The organism is Brevundimonas sp. GW821-FHT10E09 (genome assembly GCF_058809375.1).
Genome location: NZ_JBXASO010000019.1, coordinates 21,856 through 43,331, shown reverse-complemented (window position 1 = coordinate 43,331; position 21,476 = coordinate 21,856). Strand labels below are relative to the sequence as shown.

The window sequence follows — 21,476 nt, the reverse complement described above, 5'->3', positions numbered from 1 at the left end:
CGGGAGAGACGCCATGGACCACGCCGCCCTCTATGCCGAACGGCTGAAAACACCGGACCCGGCTGCGGCCCTGATTCGGTCGGGCGCCAAGGTCGCCATGGGCCTGGGCGTGTCCCAGCCCCCGGCCCTGCTCAAGGCCCTGGCCGAACGCGCCGAGCGCGGCGAGGTCAAGGACGTGAACCTCTATTATCTGCTCTCCACCGCCATCGCCGGCGAGACGGTGCTGCGCTACGAGCTGATGGACCGGATCCGGCCGTGGAGCCTGTTCCACAGCGCCGTCGAACGCCGGCTGGAGCAGCGCGCCTTCGAGGAGGGGCGGCCCAATCCGGTCCAGTTCATCCCGACCGGCTTCCAGCAGTCGCCGCGCCTGCTGTGCGACGAAGTCGGGGTGGATGCGCTGGTCTGCACCGTCTCGCCGATGGACGCCGACGGATTCTTCTCGTTCGGGACGAACACGGACTACGCCAAGCCGGTGTCGGACACGGCCCGCACCATCGTGGTCGAGGTCAATCCGCACATGCCGCGCGTGTTCGGCGACTGCACCGTCCATGTCTCCAGGGTCGCCGGGATTGTGGAACACGCCGCCCCCCTGCTGGTCGTGCCCAGGGCCGAGCCCCAGCCGGCCGACCTCGCCATCGGCCGGATCATCGCCGATCTGGTCGAGGACGGGGCGACGCTGCAGATGGGGATCGGCGCCCTGCCCAACGCCGTCTGCGACGCCCTGAAGGACCACCGCGACCTGGGCGTCCATACAGAAATGCTGACGCCGGGCCTGGTCGAGCTGATGCAGGCCGGGGTGGCCAACCACGCCCGCAAGACCCTGCACCCCGGGGTCGGCGTCTTCGCCTTCTCGATGGGCGACCAGAACACCTACGACTTCCTGGACGGCAACCGCGGGCTTGAGGCCCATCCCGTCTCCTATGTGAACGATCCGGCCGTGATCGCGCGCAACGCCAAGATGGTCTCGGTCAACGCCACGCTTCAGATCGACCTGAGCGGCGCCTGCTGTTCGGAGTTTCTGAACGGCCGCCAGTTCACCGCCTCGGGCGGACAGCTGGACTTCGTGCGCGGGGCCTATGGCTCCGAAGGGGGCAAGTCGATCATCGCCTGCCATGCGACGGCGGCCAGGGGGACCTGTTCGCGCATCGTCGCCCGGCTGGACGGCCCCGTCACCACGCCCCGCAACGACGTCCATATCATCGTCACCGAACACGGCTGGACCAACCTGAAAGGCAAGTCGACCAGCGAGCGGGCCCGCGCCCTGATCGCCCTGGCCGCGCCCGAGTTCCGCGACGACCTGACGGCCGAGGCTGGGCGGCAGGGTCTGATCTGAGGCAAATCTTGCGAGTCGTTATCGACTTTTCATTTCCGGCCGCGCGTCCTAAACCCCGGCCCGTCATCGGGGAGTAGCCGCCCGCAACAATCAGCGGGGCTCGCGTCAACATGCTTCCTCTCCCGGAGAGGATGGCGCGGGAACGGTCCGGGACCCTTTTGGGTCCGGATCACGGCAAGACCGGCGGCTTTCGCAGGGATGTCCACGCGGGGCCCGGCTGCGAACGCCACAGGTCCGTCCGCCGAGGCTCCCGCGCACACAGGTTCCTTCTTGGAAGCCTTTCTGATCTCGACCGGCCTGGTCTCCATCGCGGAGATCGGGGACAAGACCATGTTGTTGTCCATCGTCATGGCGGCGACCTGGCGACGGCCCACGCCCATCATCCTGGGCATTCTCGCCGCCACCCTGCTGAACCACGCCTTCGCGGCCCTGGCCGGCACGGTTCTGGCCCATTTCATCACCGGCGACTGGATGCGCTGGATCGTCGGCGTCGCCTTCCTGGGCTTCGCCGCCTGGGCCCTGATCCCCGACACCCTGGACGAACAGAAGGGCGAGGTTCAGCGCGGCTTCTGGGCCATCTTCTGGACCACCGCCTCGGCCTTTTTCCTGATCGAGATGGGCGACAAGACCCAGGTCGCCACCGCCATGCTGGCCGCCCGGTTCGAGAACCTGCCCCTGGTCGTGGCCGGATCGACCCTGGGCATGATGCTGGTCAACGGCCCCGCCGTCCTGCTGGGCGAGACGGCGGCGAAGAAACTGCCGCTGAAATGGATTCGGCTGGCCGCCGCTGTGGGCTTCGCGGCCACGGGCCTCTGGATCCTGTTCGCCCCCTAGGGGCTGCTCCCCGAGGCTCGCAATCTGTTCGGCCTGGCCTTACCAAGAGGCCATGCGCCGTCCCATCCGTCCCCTGCTTGCGCTCCTCGCGCTCGCTCTGCTGAGCCTCCCCGCCGGCGCAAAAGCCGCCTCACGCGCCTATGCCGTGGACGGCGATTGCGGCGGGCGACCCGCGACCACGGTGCGGATGGCGCCGGGCTATTGTCTGGGCCTGATCTGGCAGGGCGCGGGGACTGACGGACCCCGCATGCCGCGCGGCCTGCTGCCCCTGCCCGGCGGAGACTGGCTCGTCACCGACCTGGGCGGGTGGGAGCCGGGACGCGGCGCCGTCTGGCGGCTGTCGTTCGGCGCCGACGGGACGGCGCGCTGGCGCAGGCTCGCCCAGGGGCTGTCCATGCCGCACACGGTGGCGCGGGGACCGGACGGACGGATCTATGTGTCCGAGATGAACCGCATCCTGACCCTGGACCCTGACGCGGCCGATCCGGCGGCGACGGTGCGGACCGTGATCGGCGACCTGCCGGACAACCGGCTGCACGACAATCGCCACCCCCTGTCCAGCTTCGTCTTCGACGGCGACGGCGCTCTGCTGGTCAATGTCGGGGCGCCCAGCGACCGTTGTCTGGACGCGCGGGGTCGGCCGCGAACTGACGCCAAGGGCGCCTGCGCCGACAGCGCCGCGACGGCCCAGGTGCGGCGGCACGCCTATCTGGGCGCCGGCCGGTGGGCGCAGGACAGCACCGTCTTCGCCTCGGGCTTGCGCAACTCCATCGCCCTGGTGCGGCATCGGTCGGGCACGATCCTTCAGGGCGAGAACTCGGTCGACCTGACCACGCCCGACCATCCCTATGACGAGATCAACGTCCTGCGTCAGGGCGGCCATTACGGCTGGCCCTATTGCGTCGACCTGACGACGCCCCTGCCGGGCTGGAGCGCGGCCCAGGCCCGCTGCGACCGGCGTGACCGGCCGGTCGCCCTCTTGCCGCCGCACGCCGCGCCGCTGGACCTGATCTATTACGAAGGGGCGATGTTTCCCGAACTGCGCGGCCGGCTGCTGATGAGCTGGCACGGCTATCGTCGCGCCGCTGGACGGATCGTGGCGGCCGAGACCGACGCGCAAGGCCGCCCTCTGACCGACATCGGCGGACGCTACGCCATCTACCCGCGCGGCGCCCTGCCCTATCCGGCCGGGGCGCCCAGCGTGCGCGGCAAGGTGCTGACGCCGGGTTGGGACGCGGTCGCGGGTCGCCAGCCGCGCGGATCGCCCGTGGTTCTGGCGGTCGCCGCCGACGGGTCGATCTGGGCACGGACGACCGCAGCCGGGCGATCCTCAGGATCGCCCGGTCGGAGATCGCCGACTAGGCCGAAACCGGGTGCCTACTTCGGAAGCGTCAAAGCCAGATGCTGCAACAGCATGATGGTCTTGGCGTCGCGGATGCGGCCGTCGGCGATCATGGCCAGGGCCTCGTCCAGCGTTGGCTCCAGCACCTCGATGTCCTCGCCCTCGTCCGGATGGCCGCCGCCGTCGCCGATCTTCATCGACGGATCGTACTCGGCGACGAAGAAGTGCAGGATTTCGGTGACGGAGCCGGGGCTCATGAAGGCCTCGAACACCTTGCGCACCGCGCCGAGCCGATAGCCCAGCTCTTCCTCGACCTCGGCGCGGATCCGCACCTCGGGCTCGGCGTCGTCCAGCAGGCCGGCCGCCGCCTCGATCAGCAGGTCGTCATAGCCGTTCAGATAGGCCGGCAACCGGAACTGCCGCACCAGCAGCACGGTGCGCGCCGCCGGATTATAGGGCAGCAGCACCGCCCCATTGCCCCGGTCGTAGTGTTCCCGCTCCTGGGTCTGCCAGCGTCCGTCGCGCCGTTTCCAGTCGAACCGGGTCGTCTTCAGCACATACCAGTTGTCCGAGAGAAGCCGGGTCTCGTGGATCCTGAGACGGTCCTTGACGGTCATCGGCTTGCCTCGGGCGGTCTGGCGCTAGGCCTTGCGGGCGTCACGCTTGGCCAGGACGCGCAGGCGGAGCGCATTCAGCTTGATGAAGCCGGCCGCGTCCTTGTGGTCATAGGCCTGGACGCCTTCCTCGAAGGTGACGAGGTCCTGATCATACAGGCTGTAGGGGCTCTCGCGGCCGATGACCGAGACATTGCCCTTGTACAGCTTGACCTTGACCGTGCCCGAGACTTTCTCCTGGCTCTTGTCGATGGCGGCCTGCAGCATCTCGCGCTCGGGCGAGAACCAGAAGCCGTTGTAGATCAGCTCGGCGTATTTCGGCATCAGCTGGTCCTTCAGGTGCATGGAGCCGCCGTCCAGGGTGATGCTTTCGATGCCGCGGTGGGCCGCGATCAGGATGGTCCCGCCGGGGGTCTCATAGACGCCGCGCGACTTCATGCCGACGAAACGGTTCTCGACCAGGTCCAGACGGCCGATGCCGTTGTCGTGGCCGTACTGGTTCAGGGCGGTCAGGATCGTGGCCGGCGACATGGCCTCGCCGTTGATCGAGACGGCGTCGCCCTTCTCGAAACCGATTTCGATGACGGTCGCCACATCCGGCGCGTCCTCCGGCGAGATGGTGCGCTGGTGGACGAACTCGGGGGCCTCGACGGCCGGGTCTTCCAGCACCTTGCCCTCGGAGGACGAGTGCAGAAGGTTGGCGTCGACCGAGAAGGGCGCCTCGCCGCGCTTGTCCTTGGCGATCGGGATCTGGTTCTTCTCGGCGAAGTCCAGCAGGGCCTCGCGGCTGCGGAACTCCCACTCGCGCCAGGGGGCGATGACGCGGATGTCCGGTTCCAGGGCGTAGTAGCCCAGCTCGAACCGGACCTGGTCATTGCCCTTGCCGGTCGCGCCGTGACAGACGGCGTCGGCGCCGACCTGACGGGCGATCTCGATCTGGCGCTTGGAGATCAGCGGACGGGCGATCGAGGTGCCCAGCAGATAGTCGCCCTCATACTGGGCGTTGGCGCGGAACATCGGGAAGACGAAGTCGCGCACGAACTCCTCGCGCAGGTCGTCGATGAAGATGTTCTCGGGCTTGATGCCCAGCTTCAACGCCTTCTCGCGCGCCGGGCCCAGCTCTTCGCCCTGGCCCAGGTCGGCGGTGAAGGTCACGACCTCGGCGTTATATTCGGTCTGGAGCCATTTCAGGATGATCGAGGTGTCCAGCCCGCCCGAATAGGCGAGGACGACTTTCTTCACGGGCTTGTCGGCGGGGGCGGACATGGCGGCTCTTTCGATAAACTCGGCAGCAGGGATCGGGGAGTTGAGGCGCGCATAAGACCGGGGGTCCGGGGATGCAACCTTTTCCGGGGCTCGTGCGCGCGAACATGAAGCTTTGTTCATGTTCAATGGGTCGCGTTGCCAGCGGATCGACCGTCGTTATGGTCCGATCCAGCTGCAATCAAGGATGTCATCCCATGCGTCGTGCCGGTTCTCTTGTCGCCGCGGCCGCCCTGCTGGCGGTCTCCAACCCGGTCTGGGCCTCCGTCGCGCCCGCCCAGGCTCCCTCTCAGGCCTCCGCCCCCGCCTTCCAGGCCGCGCCGGTGTCCGAACTGGTCGCCGAAGTCGATATTCCCTACACCAAATTCACCCTCGACAACGGCCTGACCGTCCTGGTCCACGAGGATCACAAGGCCCCGGTCGTGGCGGTGTCGGTCTGGTACAATGTCGGCTCCAAGGACGAGCCGGCCGGCAAGACCGGCTTCGCCCACCTGTTCGAACACCTGATGTTCGGCGGCTCCGAGAATGCGCCGGGCAGCTATTTCACCCCGATGCGCAACATGGGCGCGACGGACATGAACGGCACCACCTGGTTCGACCGCACCAACTATTTCGAGACCGTCCCGACCCCGGCGCTGGAACAGGCCCTGTTCATGGAAAGCGACCGCATGGGCTATATGCTGGGCGCCATCTCCCAGGAGACGCTCGATCTGCAGCGCGGCGTCGTCCAGAACGAGAAGCGCCAGGGCGACAACCAGCCCTACGGCCTGAACCAGTACAAGCAGCTGGAGGCCCTGTTCCCCGAAGGCCACCCCTATCGTCACTCGACCATCGGCTCGATGGCCGATCTGGATGCGGCGTCGATGGAGACGGTCCGCGACTGGTTCCGCTCCAACTATGGCCCCAACAATTCGGTGCTGGTCCTGGCCGGCGACATCACGCCCGCCAAGGCGCGTGAACTGACCGAGAAATATTTCGGCCCCATCCCGCGCGGTCCGGTCAACACCCCGGCCCAGGCCTCTGTGCCGACCCTGGCGGCCCCGATCAGCGAGACCACCCGCGACCGCGTCTCGAACGCCCGCGTCGAGATCAGCTGGGCCGTGCCCGGCATGCTGGATGCGGACGCCGTGCCCCTCAGCGTCGGCGCCTCGGTGCTGGGCGGCCTGGCCAGCTCGCGCCTGGACAACGAACTGGTGCGTGGCGAGCAGAGCGCCGTCTCGGTCAGCGCCTCGAACGGCGCCTTCCACCGCGTCGGCATGTTCGACATCACCCTCGATGTGAAACCGGGCCAGGATCCCGCCGCCGTCGAGGCCCGCGCCCGTGAGATCCTGAACGGCCTGATCGCCGACGGCCCGACCGCGGCCGAGGTGGAACGGGTCAAGACCCAGTATGTCTCGCGCACCGTCCAGGGGCTGGAACAGGTCGGCGGCTTCGGCGGCAAGGCCGTCGCCCTGGCCGAGGGCCAGCTCTACGCCGGCGATCCGGAACACTACAAGAAGGAGCTCCAGGCCTATGCGGCGGTCACCCCGGCCCAGGTCCAGGCGGCGATGCAGAAATGGCTGACCCGTCCGGCCTATACGCTGACGACCCTGCCGGGCGAACGCGAAGCCTATCAGGAGGCGGCCGAGGCGCCGTCGGGGGCCAACCACACCCCGGCCCCGCCGATCGAGCGCGTGGCCCGCATGCCCAAGCCCGAGATCGCCGCCGTCGCCAACGTCGACTTCCCGGCGGTCCAGCGCACCCGCCTGTCGAACGGCGTCGAGGTGGTCTACGCCCAGCGTGACGCGGTGCCGGCGACCAAGATCGCCATCGACTTCGACGCCGGCCTGGCCGCCGACGACGCGTCGAAACTGGGTCTGCAAAGCCTGATGCTGGACCTGATGGACGAGGGCACCCGCACCCTGAATGCGACCCAGCTGGCCGAGGCCCAGGAGACCCTGGGCGCCACCATCTCGACCGGCGCCTCGATGGACCGATCGGTGGTCCAGCTCTCGGCCGTGACGCCGAACCTGCAGCCGTCGGTGGCCCTGCTGGCCGATGTGGTCAAGACCCCGGCCTTCGCCGCGTCCGAGCTGGAGCGTCTGCGCGCCACCCGCCTGTCGCGCATCGCCGCCGAACGGACCCAGCCGGCCGCCCTGGCCAGCCGCGCCCTGCCGGAACTGATCTACGGCGCGTCCAGCCCCTATGGTCGCCCCTTCAGCGGCAATGGCGATGAAGCCAGCGTCAAGTCGATCACCGAAGCCGACATCCGCGCCGACTACGCCGAATGGATCCGGCCCGACAACGCCAAGATCTTCGTGGTCTCGGACAAGCCCCTGTCGGAGATCACCCCGGTTCTGGAGGCCGAGTTCGGCCGCTGGACCGCCCCGGCCGTCGCCAAGGGCGTGAAGGACTTCTCCGGTTCGATCCCCGCCACCACGTCCAGGATCGTGCTGATCGACCGGCCGCAATCGCCCCAGTCCTACATCATGGGCGGCGAGGTTCTGGCGGCGCAGGGCACCGACGACCTGCTGGTGTTCAACGCCGCGAACAACGTGCTGGGCAACGACTTCCTGTCGCGCATCAACTCGGATCTGCGTGAAACCAAGGGCTGGTCCTATGGGGTCAACGCCTCGGTCGCCGGCTTCGCCGGACGCGTCCCCTATCTGGTCACCGCCCCGGTCCAGGCCGACCAGACCGGCCCCGCCATCGCCGCGCTGAACACTCAGTTCAACGACTTCCTCAAGGGCGGCAAGGGCGTGACCCCCACTGAGCTGGAACGCACCGTCAACGGCAACACCCGCCGCCTGGCCGGCAGCTACGAGACCTCGGCCGCCGTCCTGGGCGCCATGCGGACCAATGACCTGCTGGGTCGTCCGGACGACTATCCGGAAACCGTCGCCGCCCGCACCAACGCCCTGACGGCGGCTGAGCTGGACGCCGCCGCCCAGGCGGCGCTCGACCCGTCGCGCTTCGTCTGGGTGGTCGTCGGCGACGCCTCGGTGGTCAAGCCGCAGCTCGACGCGCTTGGCCTGCCCGTCGAAGTCCGCTCGGCGGCTCCTGCCGCCCAATAGGGCGGGCGACAGGCTGAAACGATTGAGGCCCGGAGAGCGATCTCCGGGCCTTTCTTTCGTGATCCTCCGGCAAGCCGCGTCTTGGGGCGCAGGCCGCGGCCCAGCGGCGCGCGTGAGCGAACCAGTCGCGCCCGCAATGTGAAACCAGAAGGCGGAAATCGACAGGCTGAGCCTTCGCCCATGTCGCCCGGCGGCATTCGAAATGCGCTGCGGAAAGTCGCTGCGAACTGATCTGTGTCAAGGCCGCTCGTACGGCAAGCGCCCACAGCGACGGGGTCGGCGACGACATCGCGCAAGGCGGGCTTCCGTTATGGCCATCAAGATATCGATCCTGAGCGAGACCCGGAACGGCCAAGGCCGGGCCGTGACGACGCCCCCCGCCGGACCGGCGCAGGTCGGCGATCTCCCTCTCGGCGGCTGACGGTCCCTCCGACACATTTGCATCGCATTGAGAAGAGAACCGATCGTGGCCTATCAAACGACAAATCCATTTACGGGCGAAGTGCTCAAGACCTTCCCCGACGCGACGGACGCGGAGGTGTCTCAAGCGATCGAGCACGCGCACGCCGCGTTCCTGGCCTGGCGCGAAACGGCTTTCACCGAGCGCGCCAGAGTGATGCGGAACGCCGCCAGCCTCCTGCGACAGGACGTCGACACCTTCGCCGCGATCCTGACCACCGAGATGGGCAAGCTGCTGTCCGAGGCGAAGGCCGAGGTCGAGCTTTCGGCGCAGATTTTCGACTACTACGCCGCCAACCCCGAAAATCTGCTGGCCGACGAAATCCTGCCCGTCGCCCATCCGGCCGAGGGCGAGGCGCGGGTGACGCACGAACCGCTCGGCGTGCTGCTGTGCATCGAACCCTGGAACTTCCCCTACTATCAGATCGCCCGGATCATCGCGCCGCAACTGTCGGCCGGGAACACCATGCTGCTCAAGCATGCCTCCAACGTCCCCCAGAGCGCCGAGGCTTTCGAGACGCTGATGAAGGCGGCCGGCCTTCCCGAGGGCGCTTTCAAGAACCTGTTCGCCACGCGCTCGCAGATCGAGTTCATCCTCAATGATCCTCGCGTTCAGGGCGTGGCCCTGACCGGTTCGGAAGCCGCCGGATCGGTCGTCGCGGCCCAGGCCGGCAAGGCCTTGAAGAAGTCGACCCTGGAGCTGGGGGGCGCGGACGCCTTTGTCGTTCTGGCCGACGCCGATCTTCAGAAGACCGTCGACTGGGCGGTGTTTGGACGCCACTGGAACGGCGGACAGGTCTGCGTGTCGTCCAAACGGATGATCATCGTCGATGAGATCTATGACGCGTTTCTCGACCTTTACCGCCAGGGCGTGGCGGCCTTGGTCGCAGGAGATCCCTTCGACCCCCAGACCACCCTCGCGCCGCTGTCCTCTCAGGGCGCCGCCAATGAGGTGAAGGAGAAGATCGCCGAAGCGGTCAAGCTGGGCGCCAAGGCGGAAGCCGTTGGACCAGCCGCGCCTGACCGGGGCGCCTTCGTGCAGCCGACCATTCTGACCGAAGTCGGTGACGACAACCCGGCGCGGCACTGGGAGTTTTTCGGGCCGGTCTCAATGCTGTTTCGAGCCAAGGACGAAGCCGACGCCATACGCATCGCCAACGACTCCCCGTTCGGGCTCGGCGGCTCGGTCTTTACCAGCGATCCCGCCCATGGCGCCGAGGTCGCCCGGAAGATTTCCACGGGCATGGTGTTCGTCAACCATCCAACCATGGTCAAGGCCGACCTGCCGTTCGGGGGCGTGCGGCGCTCCGGCTATGGGCGCGAACTCATCGGCTTGGGCATCAAGGAATTCGTCAACCACAAGCTTATCGACGTCGTCGACATAGACGCGCCGTTCTAGCGCACTGAGACCACCGGAAAGGACGTCGCCATGTACTACAGCAGCGGAAATTACGAAGCCTTCGCCAGGCCTCGCAAGCCCGAAGGCATAGAGAACAAGACGGCGTTCTTCGTCGGCTCGGGCCTGGCCAGTCTGGCCGGCGCGGCCTTCCTGATCCGCGACGGGCACATGTCCGGCGACAGGATCACCATCCTTGAACGACTGGCGCTGCCGGGTGGCGCGCTGGACGGGATCAAGGATCCGGAGAAGGGTTTCGTGATCCGCGGCGGTCGCGAGATGGAAGAACACTTCGAGTGCCTCTGGGACCTCTATCGCTCGATCCCCTCGCTTGAGGTCGAGGGGGCCAGCGTGCTCGATGAATTCTACTGGCTGGACAAGGACGACCCGAACTTCTCCCTGCAGCGCGCGACCCAGAACCAGGGCCGGCCCATTGAGGATGTCGCTCTCCTCACCCTGAACGACAGGGCGCAGAAGGACCTCATCACCCTCTTCCTGGCGACCCGCGAGGAGATGGAGAACCGGCGCATCAACGAGGTGATGGGCGAGGACTTCCTGAAGAGCAATTTCTGGCTCTACTGGCGCACGATGTTCGCCTTCGAGGAATGGCACTCGGCGCTGGAGATGAAGCTCTATGTCCACCGCTTCATCCACCACATCGGCGGCCTGGCCGATTTCAGCGCCCTGAAGTTCACCCGCCACAATCAGTATGAATCGCTGGTGGAGCCGCTTTACAAGTGGCTGACGGATCACGGCGTCACGTTCCGATACGGCGTGGAGGTCACCGACGTCGACTTCGACATCACGCCCGGGCGTAAACAGGCCACCCGCATCCACTGGCTGCAGGACGGCGCGGTCGGCGGCGTGGATCTTGGCCCCGACGATCTGGTCTTCATGACCATCGGCTCCCTGACCGAGAACTCCGATAATGGCGACCATCACACGCCCGCCCGGCTGAACGAGGGTCCCGCTCCGGCCTGGGATCTCTGGCGCAATATCGCCGCCAAGGACCCCGCCTTCGGTCGCCCGGACGTCTTCGGCGCCCATATCGCCCAGACCAAGTGGGAATCGGCGACGATCACGACGCTGGACCCCCGCATCCCCGCCTACATCCAGAAGATCGCCAAACGCGACCCATTCAGCGGCACGGTCGTCACCGGCGGCATCGTCACCGTCAAGGATTCCAGCTGGTTGATGAGCTGGACCGTCAGCCGCCACCCGCACTTCAAGCAACAGCCGAAAGACCAGGTGGTCATCTGGGTCTATTCGCTGTTCGTCGACACCCCCGGGGATTTCGTCAAGAAGCCGATGCAGGACTGCACGGGCGAGGAAATCACCCAGGAATTGCTCTATCACCTCGGCGTGCCGGTCGAGGACATCGCCGACCTGGCCGCGACAGGCGCCAGGGCCGTGCCGGTGATGATGCCCTACATCACGGCCTTCTTCATGCCGCGGCAGGCGGGGGATCGTCCGGACGTCGTGCCCCAGGGCGCGGTCAATTTCGCCTTCATCGGACAGTTCGCCGAGTCGGCCGAGCGCGACTGCATCTTCACCACCGAATATTCGGTGCGCACGCCGATGGAGGCTGTCTATACGCTGCTGAATGTGGAGCGCGGCGTTCCCGAGGTCTTCAACTCGACCTATGACGTGCGCAAGCTGCTGGCCGCCGTCGGGCACGTTCGTGACGGCAAGGCCCTCGATATTCCCGGACCGGCGTTCATCCGCGATTTTCTGCTGAAGAGGATCGACGCCACCGAGGTCGGCGAGCTTCTTCGGGACGCGCATCTGATTTCACAGTGAGGCAGGCCCCGGCCTCGCCCCTGGCGTCGCGCCAGGGGCGAGGCTTGCGATCGCCGACATGAATATCCGCTTGGGGTCTTGCGCAGCCCTCGACGCAGGCGCCGACGCCGGACTTTTCACCGCCTGGCCTTGCCGATCCCGGTGGATTGCCGCCGGAGGATGACGACCGGCGTCAGTCGATCGTCGCGCCGGTGGTGCGCATGATCTCGGCGCGCAGTTCGGGCAGGCCCAGGCCCTTTTCCGACGAGGTCAGGGCCACGACCGGGAAGGCGGCGGGGCGTTTGGAGATGGCCTTCAGCGTCGCTTCCTGAACGGCCTCGCCTTCGCCCTTCTTCAGCTTGTCGGCCTTGGTCAGGACGATCTGATAGCTGACGGCGGCGAGGTCTAGGGCGTCCAGCGCCTCCTTGTCCACGCTCTTCAGGCCGTGGCGGCTGTCGATCAGCAGATAGACCCGCTTCAGCGTCACCCGCCCGCGCAGATAGTCGCGACCCAGGTCCTGGAACTTGCGCACCGTCGTCTTGGAAGCCTTGGCCCAGCCGTAGCCGGGCAGGTCGACCAGACGCATCCGGCCGTCCAGGTCGAAGAAATTGACCTCGCGCGTCCGCCCCGGCTCGTTCGAGGCGCGGGCCAGCTTGTGCATGCCGACCAGGCCGTTGATCAGGCTGGACTTGCCGACGTTCGAGCGGCCGGCGAAGGCGATCTCGGGCAGGTCGGGATCGGGCAGTTGCTCGATCTTGGCGGCGCCCATGATGAAGGTCGCCGGCCGCGCGAACAGGATCCGCGCGGCCTCGATCTCTTCGGGGGTGAACTCGGTTTCGTCGATCACGCGGCCTTCGTCTTCCGGATGCGCGCGATGAAGTCGTCGATCGGGTTCTCCGCCTTGTAGCGGTGCATGATGTAATACTGCTGCAGGATGGTCAGGATGTTCGACCAGGCCCAGTAGACCAGCAGACCCGCCGCGAACGGGGCCATGATGAAGGTGAAGACCAGCGGCATGAATTGGAAGATCTGGCGCTGGACCGGATCGGCCGCCGGCGGGTTCATCGCCGTCTGCAGCCACATGGTCAGGCCATAGGCCACCGCCAGCAGACCGATGCCCAGCGGCCCGACCAGCAGCCCGCCCAGCAGGGGCAGGGTCGCCGGATTCCAGGGGATCAGACCGAACAGGTTCCACACCACCGAGGGGTCGCGCGCCGACAGGTCGTGGATGAAGCCCAGGAAGGGCTGGTGACGCATTTCGATGGTGACGGTCAGCACCTTGTACAGGGCGTAGAAGACCGGGATCTGCAGCAGAAGCGGAAGACAGCCGGCGACCGGATTGATCTTCTCCTTCTGATACAGGGCCATCGTCTCCTGCTGCTGCTTCTGCGGATCGTCTTTGAACTTCTTCTTGATCTCCTCCATCTTGGGCTGGAGGTTCCGCATCTTGGACATGCTGGCGTAGGCGTTGTTGGCCAGCGGGAACATGACCAGCTTGACGATGACGGTCAGGGCCAGAATGGCGACGCCGAAGCTGCCGACCAGGCCATAGACGTTCTCCAGGATCCAGAAGATCGGGCGCGTCAGGAACCAGAACATGCCCCAGTCGATCGCATAGACGAAACGCGGCAGGTGCAGGGTCTCTTCATAGGTCTTCAGCACCTCGGCCCGCTTGACGCCGGCGAACAGGCGCTGGGTCTCGGTCGCGGTTCCACCGGGCTGGATGGTGCGGGCCGCGCCCAGGATATTGGCTTCCAGCTGCTGGCCGCCGTTGACGTCGCGGACGCGGAATTCGGTCTCGACCGCCTCGTTCTGCTGGGGCAGCAGGGCCGCCAGCCAGTATTTGTCGGTGATGCCCAGCCAGCCGCCGGTCGAGGCGTTCTCGATGCGGGGCTCCTTCAGCCAGTCCTTGTACTTCTTCTGCTCGGTCCGATAGTCGCCCGGCTTGCCGAAGGTGCCGATGGCGCCCTCGTGGACGATATGGGACGAACCGGCCAGCGGCGGCACGCCCTGGCGCTGGACGCTGCCGTAGGGGGCGATGGTGATGGACTGGGTTCCCAGGTTCTGGACCGTGTCCAGGATCGAGAAGACATAGCGGTCGTCGACCGACACCAGGCGGGTGAAGCGCAGGCCCTGGCCGTTGTCCCAGGTCAGGGTGACGGGCGTCGTCGGGGTCAGGGTCGAACCGGCGGTCAGGCGCCAGACGGTGTTGGGTCCGGGAACCCCGCCGACCACATTGGGGCCGGTCCAGCCGAACTGGGCGAAATAGGCGTTCTGCATGCCCTGCGGGCGGAACAGTTCGACCGGCTCGGGCTTGTCCTGCGTTTCCTTGTAATCGGTCAGGAACAGGTCGTCGATCCGACCACCCTGCAGCGACAGCGACCCCTTCAGGGTGCCCGACTGGATCGGCACGCGCGCGGCGGTGCTCAGCGCCTGGCTGCGGTCGGTGACGAAGGTCGGCCCCTGCGGGCTCAAGGCCGTGCGGGCGGCGTTCTCGGCCGTCTGGGACTGTTCAGCCTGGGCTTGCTGCTGGACGGCGCGGCGCTCGGCCTGCGGCCGCAGCACGGCGAACCAGTAGACCCCCAGGATCAGGGCCGAGCACACGATGAAGATGATCGTGTTGCGCGAGTTCTCGTTTGTCATGGATTCGGGCGGTCCTGGCCGGAGGGGGCGCGGGCGGGCGAAGGCCGATCAGCCTTCGGTGTCGCCAGCCTTGTAAGCGTCGATTTCACGTCGTCAAGCAGACGGTCCCACGCGCGCTCGGTCGTGCCCATGCGGGCGATGAAGACATAGTCGCTCCCGGGCAGGCCATGAACGGGCAACATGGCCCGCGCCGCCTCGCGCAGACGGCGTTTGGCGCGGTTGCGCACCACGGCGCCGCCGATCTTGCGGGTGGCGGTGAAACCCACGCCGATATGCGGCGATCCGTCGCCGCGTTCCAGCCTCTGGATCACCACGCCGCCGCGCGCCTCGGAAACGCCTTTGGCGGCCGCCAGGAACTGGGGCCGCCGCAACAGACGTTTGATCTGTAAAGGGTCGCTCATGCGTCCTTGGCTCCGGACGCGAGAGCCGCTTACGCCGTCAGGCGCTTGCGGCCCTTGGCGCGACGGCGCGCAACAATCTTCTGGCCGTTCTTGGTGGCCATCCGGCTGCGGAAGCCGTGACGGCGCTTGCGCACGAGTCGCGACGGCTGATAGGTCCGCTTCACGGTCGGCTCCTGACGTTAAAAGGTTGGGCGACGGGGCAAGAGGCGTCCGTCGCAGGAAGGGCGGGCGTATAAGTCGCATGACCGCGCGAGTCAACGCTCGGTCGGCAATTCGGGAATGACGAGCGTATGGCGAAACGAACGGCGAAGGACTGGGCCCTGCGGTTGGCGCCGCTGGCGGTCATCGCCGGCCTGGTGGTCGTTTTCTTCGCCCTGGGCTGGAACCGCTATCTGTCGATGGATCTGATCCGCGAGCACGGGCTGAACCTTCGGGCCTATGCCCAGGCCCATTGGTGGATCGCCCTGGCCGCCTTCGTCGCCGTCTACGCCGTGGCCACCGCCTCGACCATTCCCGGCCCGGTCTTCCTGACCCTGCTGGGCGGCATGATGTTCGGCCCCTATGTGGGCGCCCTGGCCCAGGCGAGCGGGGCCACCATAGGCTCGGTCGTCATCTATTCCGTCTATCGCACCTCGATCGGCACCTGGCTGCGCGCCAAGTTCGAGGCCGACGCCGGCTTCATGGATCGGGTGGCCAAGGGCATCGACCGCAACGCCTTCACCACCCTGTTCACCCTGCGCGTGATCCCCAGCGTGCCCTTCGTCCTGGTCAACGCCACGGCGGGCATGATGGCGGTGCCGCTGCGGCCCTATGTGATCGCCACCTTCATCGGCCTGCTGCCGTCGACCTTCATCTACACCTGGATCGGATCGCAACTGGGCGGCCTGCTGCGGGCCGGGGTGCGCCCGGACCTGCCGATGCTGCTTCACCAGTTCTTCTGGCCGCTGATGGGGGTAGCCTTCCTGTCCCTGCTGTTGCCCATCGGCATCAAACTGATCCAGATGGTCCGCGCCCGACGTGCGGAGACCGCCCCGACATGAGCCCCCTGTTCGACAAGGCGGCGGCGATGCTGAAACTATCGCCCGAGGCGGTGGAGACCTGGCGCGAGCGTTTGCGGCCCCGCGCGCCGGACGGCCTGTCGGCGCGGCTGCTGCTGCTGACCGTGGCCTTCACCCTGGCGGTCGAGGCCCTGATCATGGGGCCCAACCTGGCCGCCTTCCACGAACGCTGGCTGCGTGACCGGCTGCAGGCGGCCGAACTGGCCTCGGTCGGGGTCGAGGCCCTGCCCTATAGCGCGGTCGAGGACGACACGGCGGCCGAGCTGATGCGGATCGGCGGCGTCCAGGCCGTGGCCCTGACCGAACAGGGGGTGCGGCGGCTGCTGCTCCAGGCCCCCAATCTGCCGCGGGCCCCCGAACTGATCGACCTGCGCCAGCAGAACAGCTGGGCGCGGCTGACCGACCCCTGGCGCACCCTGTTCGGCCATCCGGACCGGTCGCTGCGGGTCCAGGCCAAGCCCCGCTATCGCTCGGGCGACTTCATCGAGATCGTCACCCCGGCCCAGCCGTTGAAGCTGGAACTGAAGTCCTTCCTGCTGAACAGTCTTCTGGTGTCGCTGCTGGTGTCGGTGACGGCGGGCGCCCTGCTGTATGGCGGCCTGGCCCTGCTGGTGCTGCGCCCCCTGCGGCGCGTCACCCGATCAATGGAGCGGTTCGCCGCCGATCCCGAGAGCGAGGCCGAGCCCCCCTCCGACCGGCATGACGAGATCGGCCGGGTCGAGCGCGAACTGTCGCGGATGCAGGAGGAGGTGCGTCAGTCCCTGCGCTCGCGCGCCCGTCTGGTCGCCCTGGGCGAGGCGGTGGCCAAGATCAACCACGACCTGCGCAACATGCTGACCTCGGCCCAGATGGCCTCGGAGCGGCTGGCCACCTCGGCCGACCCCCAGGTGGCCAAGGCCCTGCCCCGGCTGGAGCGGGCGCTGAGCCGCGCCGCCGGTTTGTCGCGCAATGTGCTGGAGTATGGCCGCAGCGAGGAGCCGGCGCCGCAGAAGACCCGCGTGGTCCTGACCAAGGCCCTGACCGTGGCGGCCGAGGACGCGGGGCTGGAGCCGGACGGCGTGCGGCTGGTCAAGCAACTGCCCGCCCGGTTCGCGGTCGAGGCCGACCCGGACCAGCTCTATCGCATACTGGTCAATCTGATGCGCAACGCCCGCCAGGCCATCGAGGCCGACGGGGGACGTCCGCCGGAGCGGCGCGGCCGGGGGGCCGTCACCGTCAGCGCCTTCGGCGAGGACGGGGTCTGCGTGGTCCGCATCGCCGACGACGGGCCGGGTATTCCGCCGCGTCTGGCCGAGCGTCTGTTCGAACCCTTCGTCAGCTCCAAGAGTTCGGACGGATCGGGCCTGGGCCTGACCATATCGCGCGAACTGGCGGCCCTGCACGGCGGCGACCTGAGGCTGGTCCCCGGCGAAGGCGCCAATGAGGTAAGCGGGGCGGTGTTCGAGCTGCGCCTGCCCGCCTAGAGCTTCAGATCCGGCGCCTATTCCAGACCGTCGTCCGAGACGATGAAGGCGCGGTTCGCCGCCTTGGCCTGGGCGGCCAACTCATCCTGCACCAGATGCCAGCGCCGCAGCCGTTCATAGTCGATGGCGTGCTCGGGCGAGGCGTCCAGCCAGTGGCGGAAATCCTCGATCTGCAGCCGCGCGTTCGGCGCGGCCGGATCGGGCAGGGCGGGTACGTTCGGCAGTTGACGCGCGACGTCGGCGGGGATCGGATAGTCTCCGGACGAGGTGCTTAGGATCATGAGGTCTGCTCGGTGTCGGGCTGGGCGATCGGAACGACCGCGACCATGACGTGAAGCGGCGCCGCGCGCCACCTTTTCGTCACGACTGCGTTATTGCGGATCGACGCCGTTACGGCGAAGGTCGGGCGACGAGCCTTGAGCGAAGGATAGCTGCATGACCATCCGAATGTCCCTGTTCGGCGCCCTGCTGGCGACGATCGCCCTGACCGGCGCGGCTCAGGCCCGGACGGCGCCGCAGACGGCCCCGGATCCCTATAGCGCGCCGGACCCCTATCGCGATCAGCGCGCCCTGCCCGACCCCCATGACCCCGCCGCGCGCGAGGCGCTGCTGCGGGCGAAGGGCGAAGCCTACCACCGGGCTGAGGATTCCCGACAGACCGAGGAAGAATTGCGTCTCACCCGAGCGCTGAACGACGAGATCGCCGCCCAGAACGCCCTGGCCGACAAGGCGGACGAGGCCGCCCGGCTGGACTATGACGCCGCCGTGGCCCGTCATCAGATCGAGGTGCGTCAAGCCGAGGAACAGGCGCGAGCCGCCGCCGAGGCGACCCGCGCGGCCCAGGACCAGTACGACCGCGACTATGCGGCCTGGCGCGAACAGGTGCGGCTGTGCCAGTCGGGTTTCCGCGAGGCCTGCACGGCCCGACCCGCCTGGGTCAGGCCGCAGCCGTAGCCAACCGGGCTCAGCCCGCGACCAGGCTCATGTCGCGGCGGGCCATCATCCGGTCGAACTCGGTCCAGACGCCGTCCGAACCGTGCCAATTGCCCTGCGTCGCGGCCTTCGAATATTCGGTGGCGCGGGCCTCGAAGAAGTTGGCGTGTTCGACGCCCGACAGCAGGGACTGCAGCCAGGGCAGCGGGTTTTCCTTGACCCCATAGACTTCCGGCAGCTTCAACTGGCGCAGGCGCCAGTCGGCGATGAAGCGGATATACTGCTTGATGTCCTCGGGCGTCATGCCGTCGACCGCGCCCATTTCGAAGGCCAGGTCGATGAACCTGTCCTCCATGTTCACCACGGTCTTGCAGCAGTCGACGATGTCGTCGGCCACGGCCTTGGTGACGGCCCCCGTCTCCTTGTTGAAGGCGTGGTACAGCTTGATGATGCCCTCGCAGTGCAGGCTCTCGTCGCGCACCGACCAGGACACGATCTGGCCCATGCCCTTCATCTTGTTCATGCGCGGGAAGTTCATCAGCATGGCGAAGCTGGCGAACAGCTGAACCCCTTCCGAGAAGCCGCCGAACATGGCGAGCGTCCGGCAGATGTCGGCGTCTGAATCCACGCCGAACTGGCCCATATAGTCGTGCTTGTCCCGCATGGCCTCGTATTCCATGAAGGCGCCGAACTCGCTCTCGGGCATGCCGATGGTCTCGAGCAGCAGGGCGTAGGCCGCGATATGGATGGTCTCCATATTGCCGAAGGCGGCCAGCATCATCTTCACCTCGGTCGGTTTGAACACCCGGCCGTAGCGTTCCATGTAGTTGTCCTGAACCTCGATGTCCGCCTGGGTGAAGAAGCGGAAGATCTGGGTCAGCAGGTTGCGTTCGTTGTCGTTCAGGGTCGAGGCCCAGTCCTTGACGTCCTCGCCCAGCGGCACCTCTTCCGGCATCCAGTGGACCTGCTGCTGCTTCTTCCACATGTCGAACGCCCACGGATAGCGGAACGGCTTGTAGGCGGCGGAGGGGGTCAGAAGACCGGCGCGGTCGGCGCGGATGATCGGGGGGGTGGCGTTCATCGAACTGGACCTGAAAAGAGCGATTCCGGAGAGGGGCTCACCATGCGACTCGGCGTGCCCGGCGCCAAGTCGGAAATCACCTATTTGGTGATCACAAATTGTCCTACCCGCTACATCTTGTGGTTTGGATTGAGGAAACTGGGGACGGCCCTGGGGATGGTCCGCCGACCGTCCCTGCCGGCGAATGCAGCCTCTGGAATTCATGGCGCCGAACTGTGAGGCGAAAATTTCGCCGGCAGACGCGGGACGTTTTCAGACGGCCACGAATCCTCCGTCGACCAACAGCTCTTCGCCGCCAACGAAGCTGCTTTCATCCGAGGCCAGGAACAGCACCGCCTTGGCGATTTCCTCGGTCTGGGCGAGCCTGCCGAACGGAATGGTCTGCAGCATCCACTGTTCAGCGCCCTCGTTGTTCTGGAGGTAGGTCTGCATCGCAGGGGTCAGGACCATGCCGGGCGAAACGACATTCACGCGAACGCCAAGGCTTTTCAGATCGGTCGTCCAGGTTCGGGCGAAAGAGCGGATCGCCGCTTTTGTCGCGCTGTATATGGACAGATCGGCAAAGCCCTTGCTCCCGGCGCCGGACCCCGCCAACACCACGGCGCCGCCAGCGGACATCAGGGGCAGAGCCTTTTGCACGGTGAACACCGTACCCTTGACGTTGATGCCGAAGACGCGGTCGAAATGATCCTCGTCAATGCCGCCGACGGGCGCGGATTCTGACACCCCGGCGTTTGCGAACACGACGTCCACGCGGCCGTGATCGCCCCCTATCTGCGCGTACAGCCGATCAAGGTCGGCGAGATTGCTGACATCGCCCTGAACCCCAACGGCGCCGTCGCCGATTTCCTCGACCGCGTCGTCCAGCCGGTCTCGCCGGCGACCGGTGATATAGACGTGGGCGCCTTCTGCGGCGAAAGCCTTGGCCGTCGTCAGGCCTATTCCCTCCGTTCCGCCCGTTATCACCACGACCTTGTCGTCAAATCGCTTCGCCATGTTTCCGACCGCCTTCAGTAAGTGGAGGATTGCTCCATTTTCTATATGGAGACATCCTCCATTTGACAAGCATTGCGAGCAACCGAACTTGACTGAAGACGCCCCCTTGCGGGCCGACGCCCGACGAAACAGGGATCAAATCCTCGCCGCTGCGGAGGCGGTGTTTCTGGAGCGCGGCGCCCGCGTTTCGTTGGAAGACGTCGCCAAGCGCGCGGGCGTCGGAATCGGAACCCTCTATCGCCGCTTTCCAACCCGGGAAGACCTATTGGCCGCGACCTACAGCGCCAGATTCCTGGCCTTTGCCGAGACCACGCGGAATCGAGGGGAGAAGATAGGTCCGCTGGACGCCCTGCGGACCTATCTTCAAGACCTTGTTCGATACACGAACATGTATCGCGGGGTCGCAGCTTCGCTTGGGACCGTGCTCCAGATCGGAACGCCCGGATGTCGCGCGACAAGCGAAGAAGGCGCCCGGCTCCTGACGCGTGGTCAGACGGTCGGCGCTATTCGACCGGACATCCGCTTTGACGATCTGGTCTGCATAGCGACGGCGATCTCGCTCGCGACCGAGCAAGACAGCGCGCCGCAAGCGCGCATCGCTCATCTGGCCGGCGTGTTCATCAATGGGATCGCTTGCCCTCAAGCCCCTGTGGAGCGACCGACTTCCGTTTGACGCCGGCTGATCGAAGGTCGAGTCCGCGATAGGGTCGCGCGCTCGCTCACCTCCCTGTCGGCGAAGGCCGACGGGGAGGACAGGCGGGAGCGTCAGCGAGCGCCAGGAGGGGGCGACTCGGTGTCAGACGCTCTTGAGGTCATCCCCACCGCCGG

18 protein-coding genes, 1 pseudogene and 1 riboswitch are annotated in these 21,476 nt (G+C 66.9%); of the genes and pseudogenes, 10 read left to right on the top strand and 9 right to left on the bottom strand.

What is annotated here, in order from left to right; all coding sequences use genetic code 11:
• Nucleotides 1–13 precede the first annotated feature (13 nt).
• The 3 genes and pseudogenes from AC1RSI_RS15315 to AC1RSI_RS15305 all read left to right on the top strand — a co-directional run.
• Complete coding sequence (locus AC1RSI_RS15315; protein WP_154725957.1) at nucleotides 14–1,333, top strand: acetyl-CoA hydrolase/transferase family protein; 1,320 nt, start codon at nucleotides 14–16, stop codon at nucleotides 1,331–1,333.
• A 55-nt stretch (nucleotides 1,334–1,388) separates the two neighbouring features.
• A riboswitch (yybP-ykoY riboswitch) is annotated at nucleotides 1,389–1,504 on the top strand.
• 99 nt (nucleotides 1,505–1,603) lie between these two features.
• Complete coding sequence (locus AC1RSI_RS15310) at nucleotides 1,604–2,167, top strand: TMEM165/GDT1 family protein (protein WP_154725958.1); 564 nt, start codon at nucleotides 1,604–1,606, stop codon at nucleotides 2,165–2,167.
• A gap of 52 nt (nucleotides 2,168–2,219) precedes the next feature.
• A pseudogene (locus AC1RSI_RS15305) lies at nucleotides 2,220–3,167 on the top strand (PQQ-dependent sugar dehydrogenase); the annotation flags it as partial.
• A 377-nt stretch (nucleotides 3,168–3,544) separates the two neighbouring features.
• On the opposite strand, the gene AC1RSI_RS15300 reads toward AC1RSI_RS15305, so the two are convergent.
• Together AC1RSI_RS15300 and AC1RSI_RS15295 are read right to left on the bottom strand one after the other, a co-directional pair.
• Nucleotides 3,545–4,126, bottom strand: coding sequence for an NUDIX hydrolase (locus tag AC1RSI_RS15300; protein WP_008258858.1), 582 nt, complete (start codon nucleotides 4,124–4,126; stop codon nucleotides 3,545–3,547).
• A 24-nt stretch (nucleotides 4,127–4,150) separates the two neighbouring features.
• Nucleotides 4,151–5,389, bottom strand: a complete 1,239-nt coding sequence (locus tag AC1RSI_RS15295) for an argininosuccinate synthase (protein ID WP_008263663.1) — start codon at nucleotides 5,387–5,389, stop codon at nucleotides 4,151–4,153.
• Nucleotides 5,390–5,583: 194 nt separating this feature from the next.
• Between AC1RSI_RS15295 and AC1RSI_RS15290 the strand changes: the two genes are divergently transcribed.
• The 3 genes from AC1RSI_RS15290 to AC1RSI_RS15280 all read left to right on the top strand — a co-directional run bounded on the left by AC1RSI_RS15290 (nucleotide 5,584) and on the right by AC1RSI_RS15280 (nucleotide 12,094).
• Nucleotides 5,584–8,439 carry a M16 family metallopeptidase gene (locus AC1RSI_RS15290; protein WP_492322666.1) on the top strand — a complete coding sequence of 952 codons (2,856 nt, stop codon included), beginning with the start codon at nucleotides 5,584–5,586 and terminating at the stop codon, nucleotides 8,437–8,439.
• A 466-nt stretch (nucleotides 8,440–8,905) separates the two neighbouring features.
• Nucleotides 8,906–10,297: an NAD-dependent succinate-semialdehyde dehydrogenase gene (locus tag AC1RSI_RS15285; RefSeq protein ID WP_492322667.1), complete on the top strand. Its 1,392-nt coding sequence runs from the start codon at nucleotides 8,906–8,908 to the stop codon at nucleotides 10,295–10,297.
• 30 nt (nucleotides 10,298–10,327) lie between these two features.
• Nucleotides 10,328–12,094: an oleate hydratase gene (locus tag AC1RSI_RS15280; RefSeq protein WP_035307659.1), complete on the top strand. Its 1,767-nt coding sequence runs from the start codon at nucleotides 10,328–10,330 to the stop codon at nucleotides 12,092–12,094.
• 172 nt (nucleotides 12,095–12,266) lie between these two features.
• Here the strand turns inward: AC1RSI_RS15280 and yihA are convergent, their stop codons facing one another.
• From yihA to rpmH, 4 genes are read right to left on the bottom strand one after another with little or no spacing between them, the layout of a single operon-like run.
• A complete protein-coding gene (yihA, locus tag AC1RSI_RS15275) occupies nucleotides 12,267–12,920 on the bottom strand; it encodes a ribosome biogenesis GTP-binding protein YihA/YsxC (protein ID WP_008261159.1) in 654 nt (217 codons plus the stop codon).
• On the bottom strand, nucleotides 12,917–14,716 hold the full coding sequence (yidC, locus tag AC1RSI_RS15270; protein ID WP_154725963.1) for a membrane protein insertase YidC: 1,800 nt from the start codon (nucleotides 14,714–14,716) through the stop codon (nucleotides 12,917–12,919). Before yidC ends, yihA begins: the two co-directional genes overlap by 4 nt.
• Nucleotides 14,713–15,117, bottom strand: a complete 405-nt coding sequence (gene rnpA / locus AC1RSI_RS15265; protein WP_008262129.1) for a ribonuclease P protein component — start codon at nucleotides 15,115–15,117, stop codon at nucleotides 14,713–14,715. The genes yidC and rnpA overlap by 4 nt, the downstream gene beginning before the upstream one ends.
• 29 nt (nucleotides 15,118–15,146) lie before the next feature.
• The gene (rpmH, locus tag AC1RSI_RS15260; RefSeq protein ID WP_003164000.1) at nucleotides 15,147–15,281 is read right to left on the bottom strand and encodes a 50S ribosomal protein L34; all 135 of its coding nucleotides are present in this window, start codon (nucleotides 15,279–15,281) and stop codon (nucleotides 15,147–15,149) included.
• 126 nt (nucleotides 15,282–15,407) lie between these two features.
• Here rpmH and AC1RSI_RS15255 point away from each other — a divergent pair, with 126 nt between their 5' ends.
• Both AC1RSI_RS15255 and AC1RSI_RS15250 read left to right on the top strand, forming a co-directional pair.
• Entirely contained in the window at nucleotides 15,408–16,157 is a 750-nt protein-coding gene (locus AC1RSI_RS15255; RefSeq protein ID WP_008261615.1) for a TVP38/TMEM64 family protein, read from the top strand.
• Entirely contained in the window at nucleotides 16,154–17,638 is a 1,485-nt protein-coding gene (locus AC1RSI_RS15250; RefSeq protein WP_154725964.1) for a sensor histidine kinase, read from the top strand. The genes AC1RSI_RS15255 and AC1RSI_RS15250 overlap by 4 nt, the downstream gene beginning before the upstream one ends.
• Before the next feature lie 17 nt (nucleotides 17,639–17,655).
• Here the strand turns inward: AC1RSI_RS15250 and AC1RSI_RS15245 are convergent, their stop codons facing one another.
• Nucleotides 17,656–17,919 carry a hypothetical protein gene (locus AC1RSI_RS15245; RefSeq protein WP_008261527.1) on the bottom strand — a complete coding sequence of 88 codons (264 nt, stop codon included), beginning with the start codon at nucleotides 17,917–17,919 and terminating at the stop codon, nucleotides 17,656–17,658.
• Nucleotides 17,920–18,073: 154 nt separating this feature from the next.
• On the opposite strand from AC1RSI_RS15245, the gene AC1RSI_RS15240 reads away from it, so the two are divergent.
• On the top strand, nucleotides 18,074–18,592 hold the full coding sequence (locus AC1RSI_RS15240) for a hypothetical protein (RefSeq protein ID WP_154725965.1): 519 nt from the start codon (nucleotides 18,074–18,076) through the stop codon (nucleotides 18,590–18,592).
• Between the two features lie 10 nt (nucleotides 18,593–18,602).
• On the opposite strand, the gene AC1RSI_RS15235 is transcribed toward AC1RSI_RS15240, so the two are convergent.
• Nucleotides 18,603–19,652 (bottom strand): ribonucleotide-diphosphate reductase subunit beta, encoded by a 1,050-nt coding sequence (locus AC1RSI_RS15235; protein ID WP_154725966.1) that lies wholly within the window; start codon nucleotides 19,650–19,652, stop codon nucleotides 18,603–18,605.
• 252 nt (nucleotides 19,653–19,904) lie between these two features.
• Nucleotides 19,905–20,717 carry an SDR family NAD(P)-dependent oxidoreductase gene (locus AC1RSI_RS15230; protein ID WP_492322668.1) on the bottom strand — a complete coding sequence of 271 codons (813 nt, stop codon included), beginning with the start codon at nucleotides 20,715–20,717 and terminating at the stop codon, nucleotides 19,905–19,907.
• 19 nt (nucleotides 20,718–20,736) lie between these two features.
• On the opposite strand from AC1RSI_RS15230, the gene AC1RSI_RS15225 reads away from it, so the two are divergent.
• Nucleotides 20,737–21,321, top strand: coding sequence for a TetR/AcrR family transcriptional regulator (locus AC1RSI_RS15225; protein WP_035307651.1), 585 nt, complete (start codon nucleotides 20,737–20,739; stop codon nucleotides 21,319–21,321).
• Nucleotides 21,322–21,476 lie beyond the last annotated feature (155 nt).

Excerpts from the sequence above, each read along its gene's own strand:
- AC1RSI_RS15295 (WP_008263663.1), bottom strand. The coding sequence starts at position 5,389 with ATGTCCGCCCCCGCCGACAAGCCCGTGAAGAAAGTCGTCCTCGCCTAT.
- AC1RSI_RS15300 (WP_008258858.1), bottom strand. The coding sequence starts at position 4,126 with ATGACCGTCAAGGACCGTCTCAGGATCCACGAGACCCGGCTTCTCTCG.
- AC1RSI_RS15315 (WP_154725957.1), top strand. The coding sequence starts at position 14 with ATGGACCACGCCGCCCTCTATGCCGAACGGCTGAAAACACCGGACCCG.
- AC1RSI_RS15240 (WP_154725965.1), top strand. The coding sequence starts at position 18,074 with ATGACCATCCGAATGTCCCTGTTCGGCGCCCTGCTGGCGACGATCGCC.
- AC1RSI_RS15280 (WP_035307659.1), top strand. The coding sequence starts at position 10,328 with ATGTACTACAGCAGCGGAAATTACGAAGCCTTCGCCAGGCCTCGCAAG.
- rnpA (WP_008262129.1), bottom strand. The coding sequence starts at position 15,117 with ATGAGCGACCCTTTACAGATCAAACGTCTGTTGCGGCGGCCCCAGTTC.
- AC1RSI_RS15250 (WP_154725964.1), top strand. The coding sequence starts at position 16,154 with ATGAGCCCCCTGTTCGACAAGGCGGCGGCGATGCTGAAACTATCGCCC.
- AC1RSI_RS15245 (WP_008261527.1), bottom strand. The coding sequence starts at position 17,919 with ATGATCCTAAGCACCTCGTCCGGAGACTATCCGATCCCCGCCGACGTC.
- AC1RSI_RS15255 (WP_008261615.1), top strand. The coding sequence starts at position 15,408 with ATGGCGAAACGAACGGCGAAGGACTGGGCCCTGCGGTTGGCGCCGCTG.
- AC1RSI_RS15235 (WP_154725966.1), bottom strand. The coding sequence starts at position 19,652 with ATGAACGCCACCCCCCCGATCATCCGCGCCGACCGCGCCGGTCTTCTG.
- yidC (WP_154725963.1), bottom strand. The coding sequence starts at position 14,716 with ATGACAAACGAGAACTCGCGCAACACGATCATCTTCATCGTGTGCTCG.
- AC1RSI_RS15290 (WP_492322666.1), top strand. The coding sequence starts at position 5,584 with ATGCGTCGTGCCGGTTCTCTTGTCGCCGCGGCCGCCCTGCTGGCGGTC.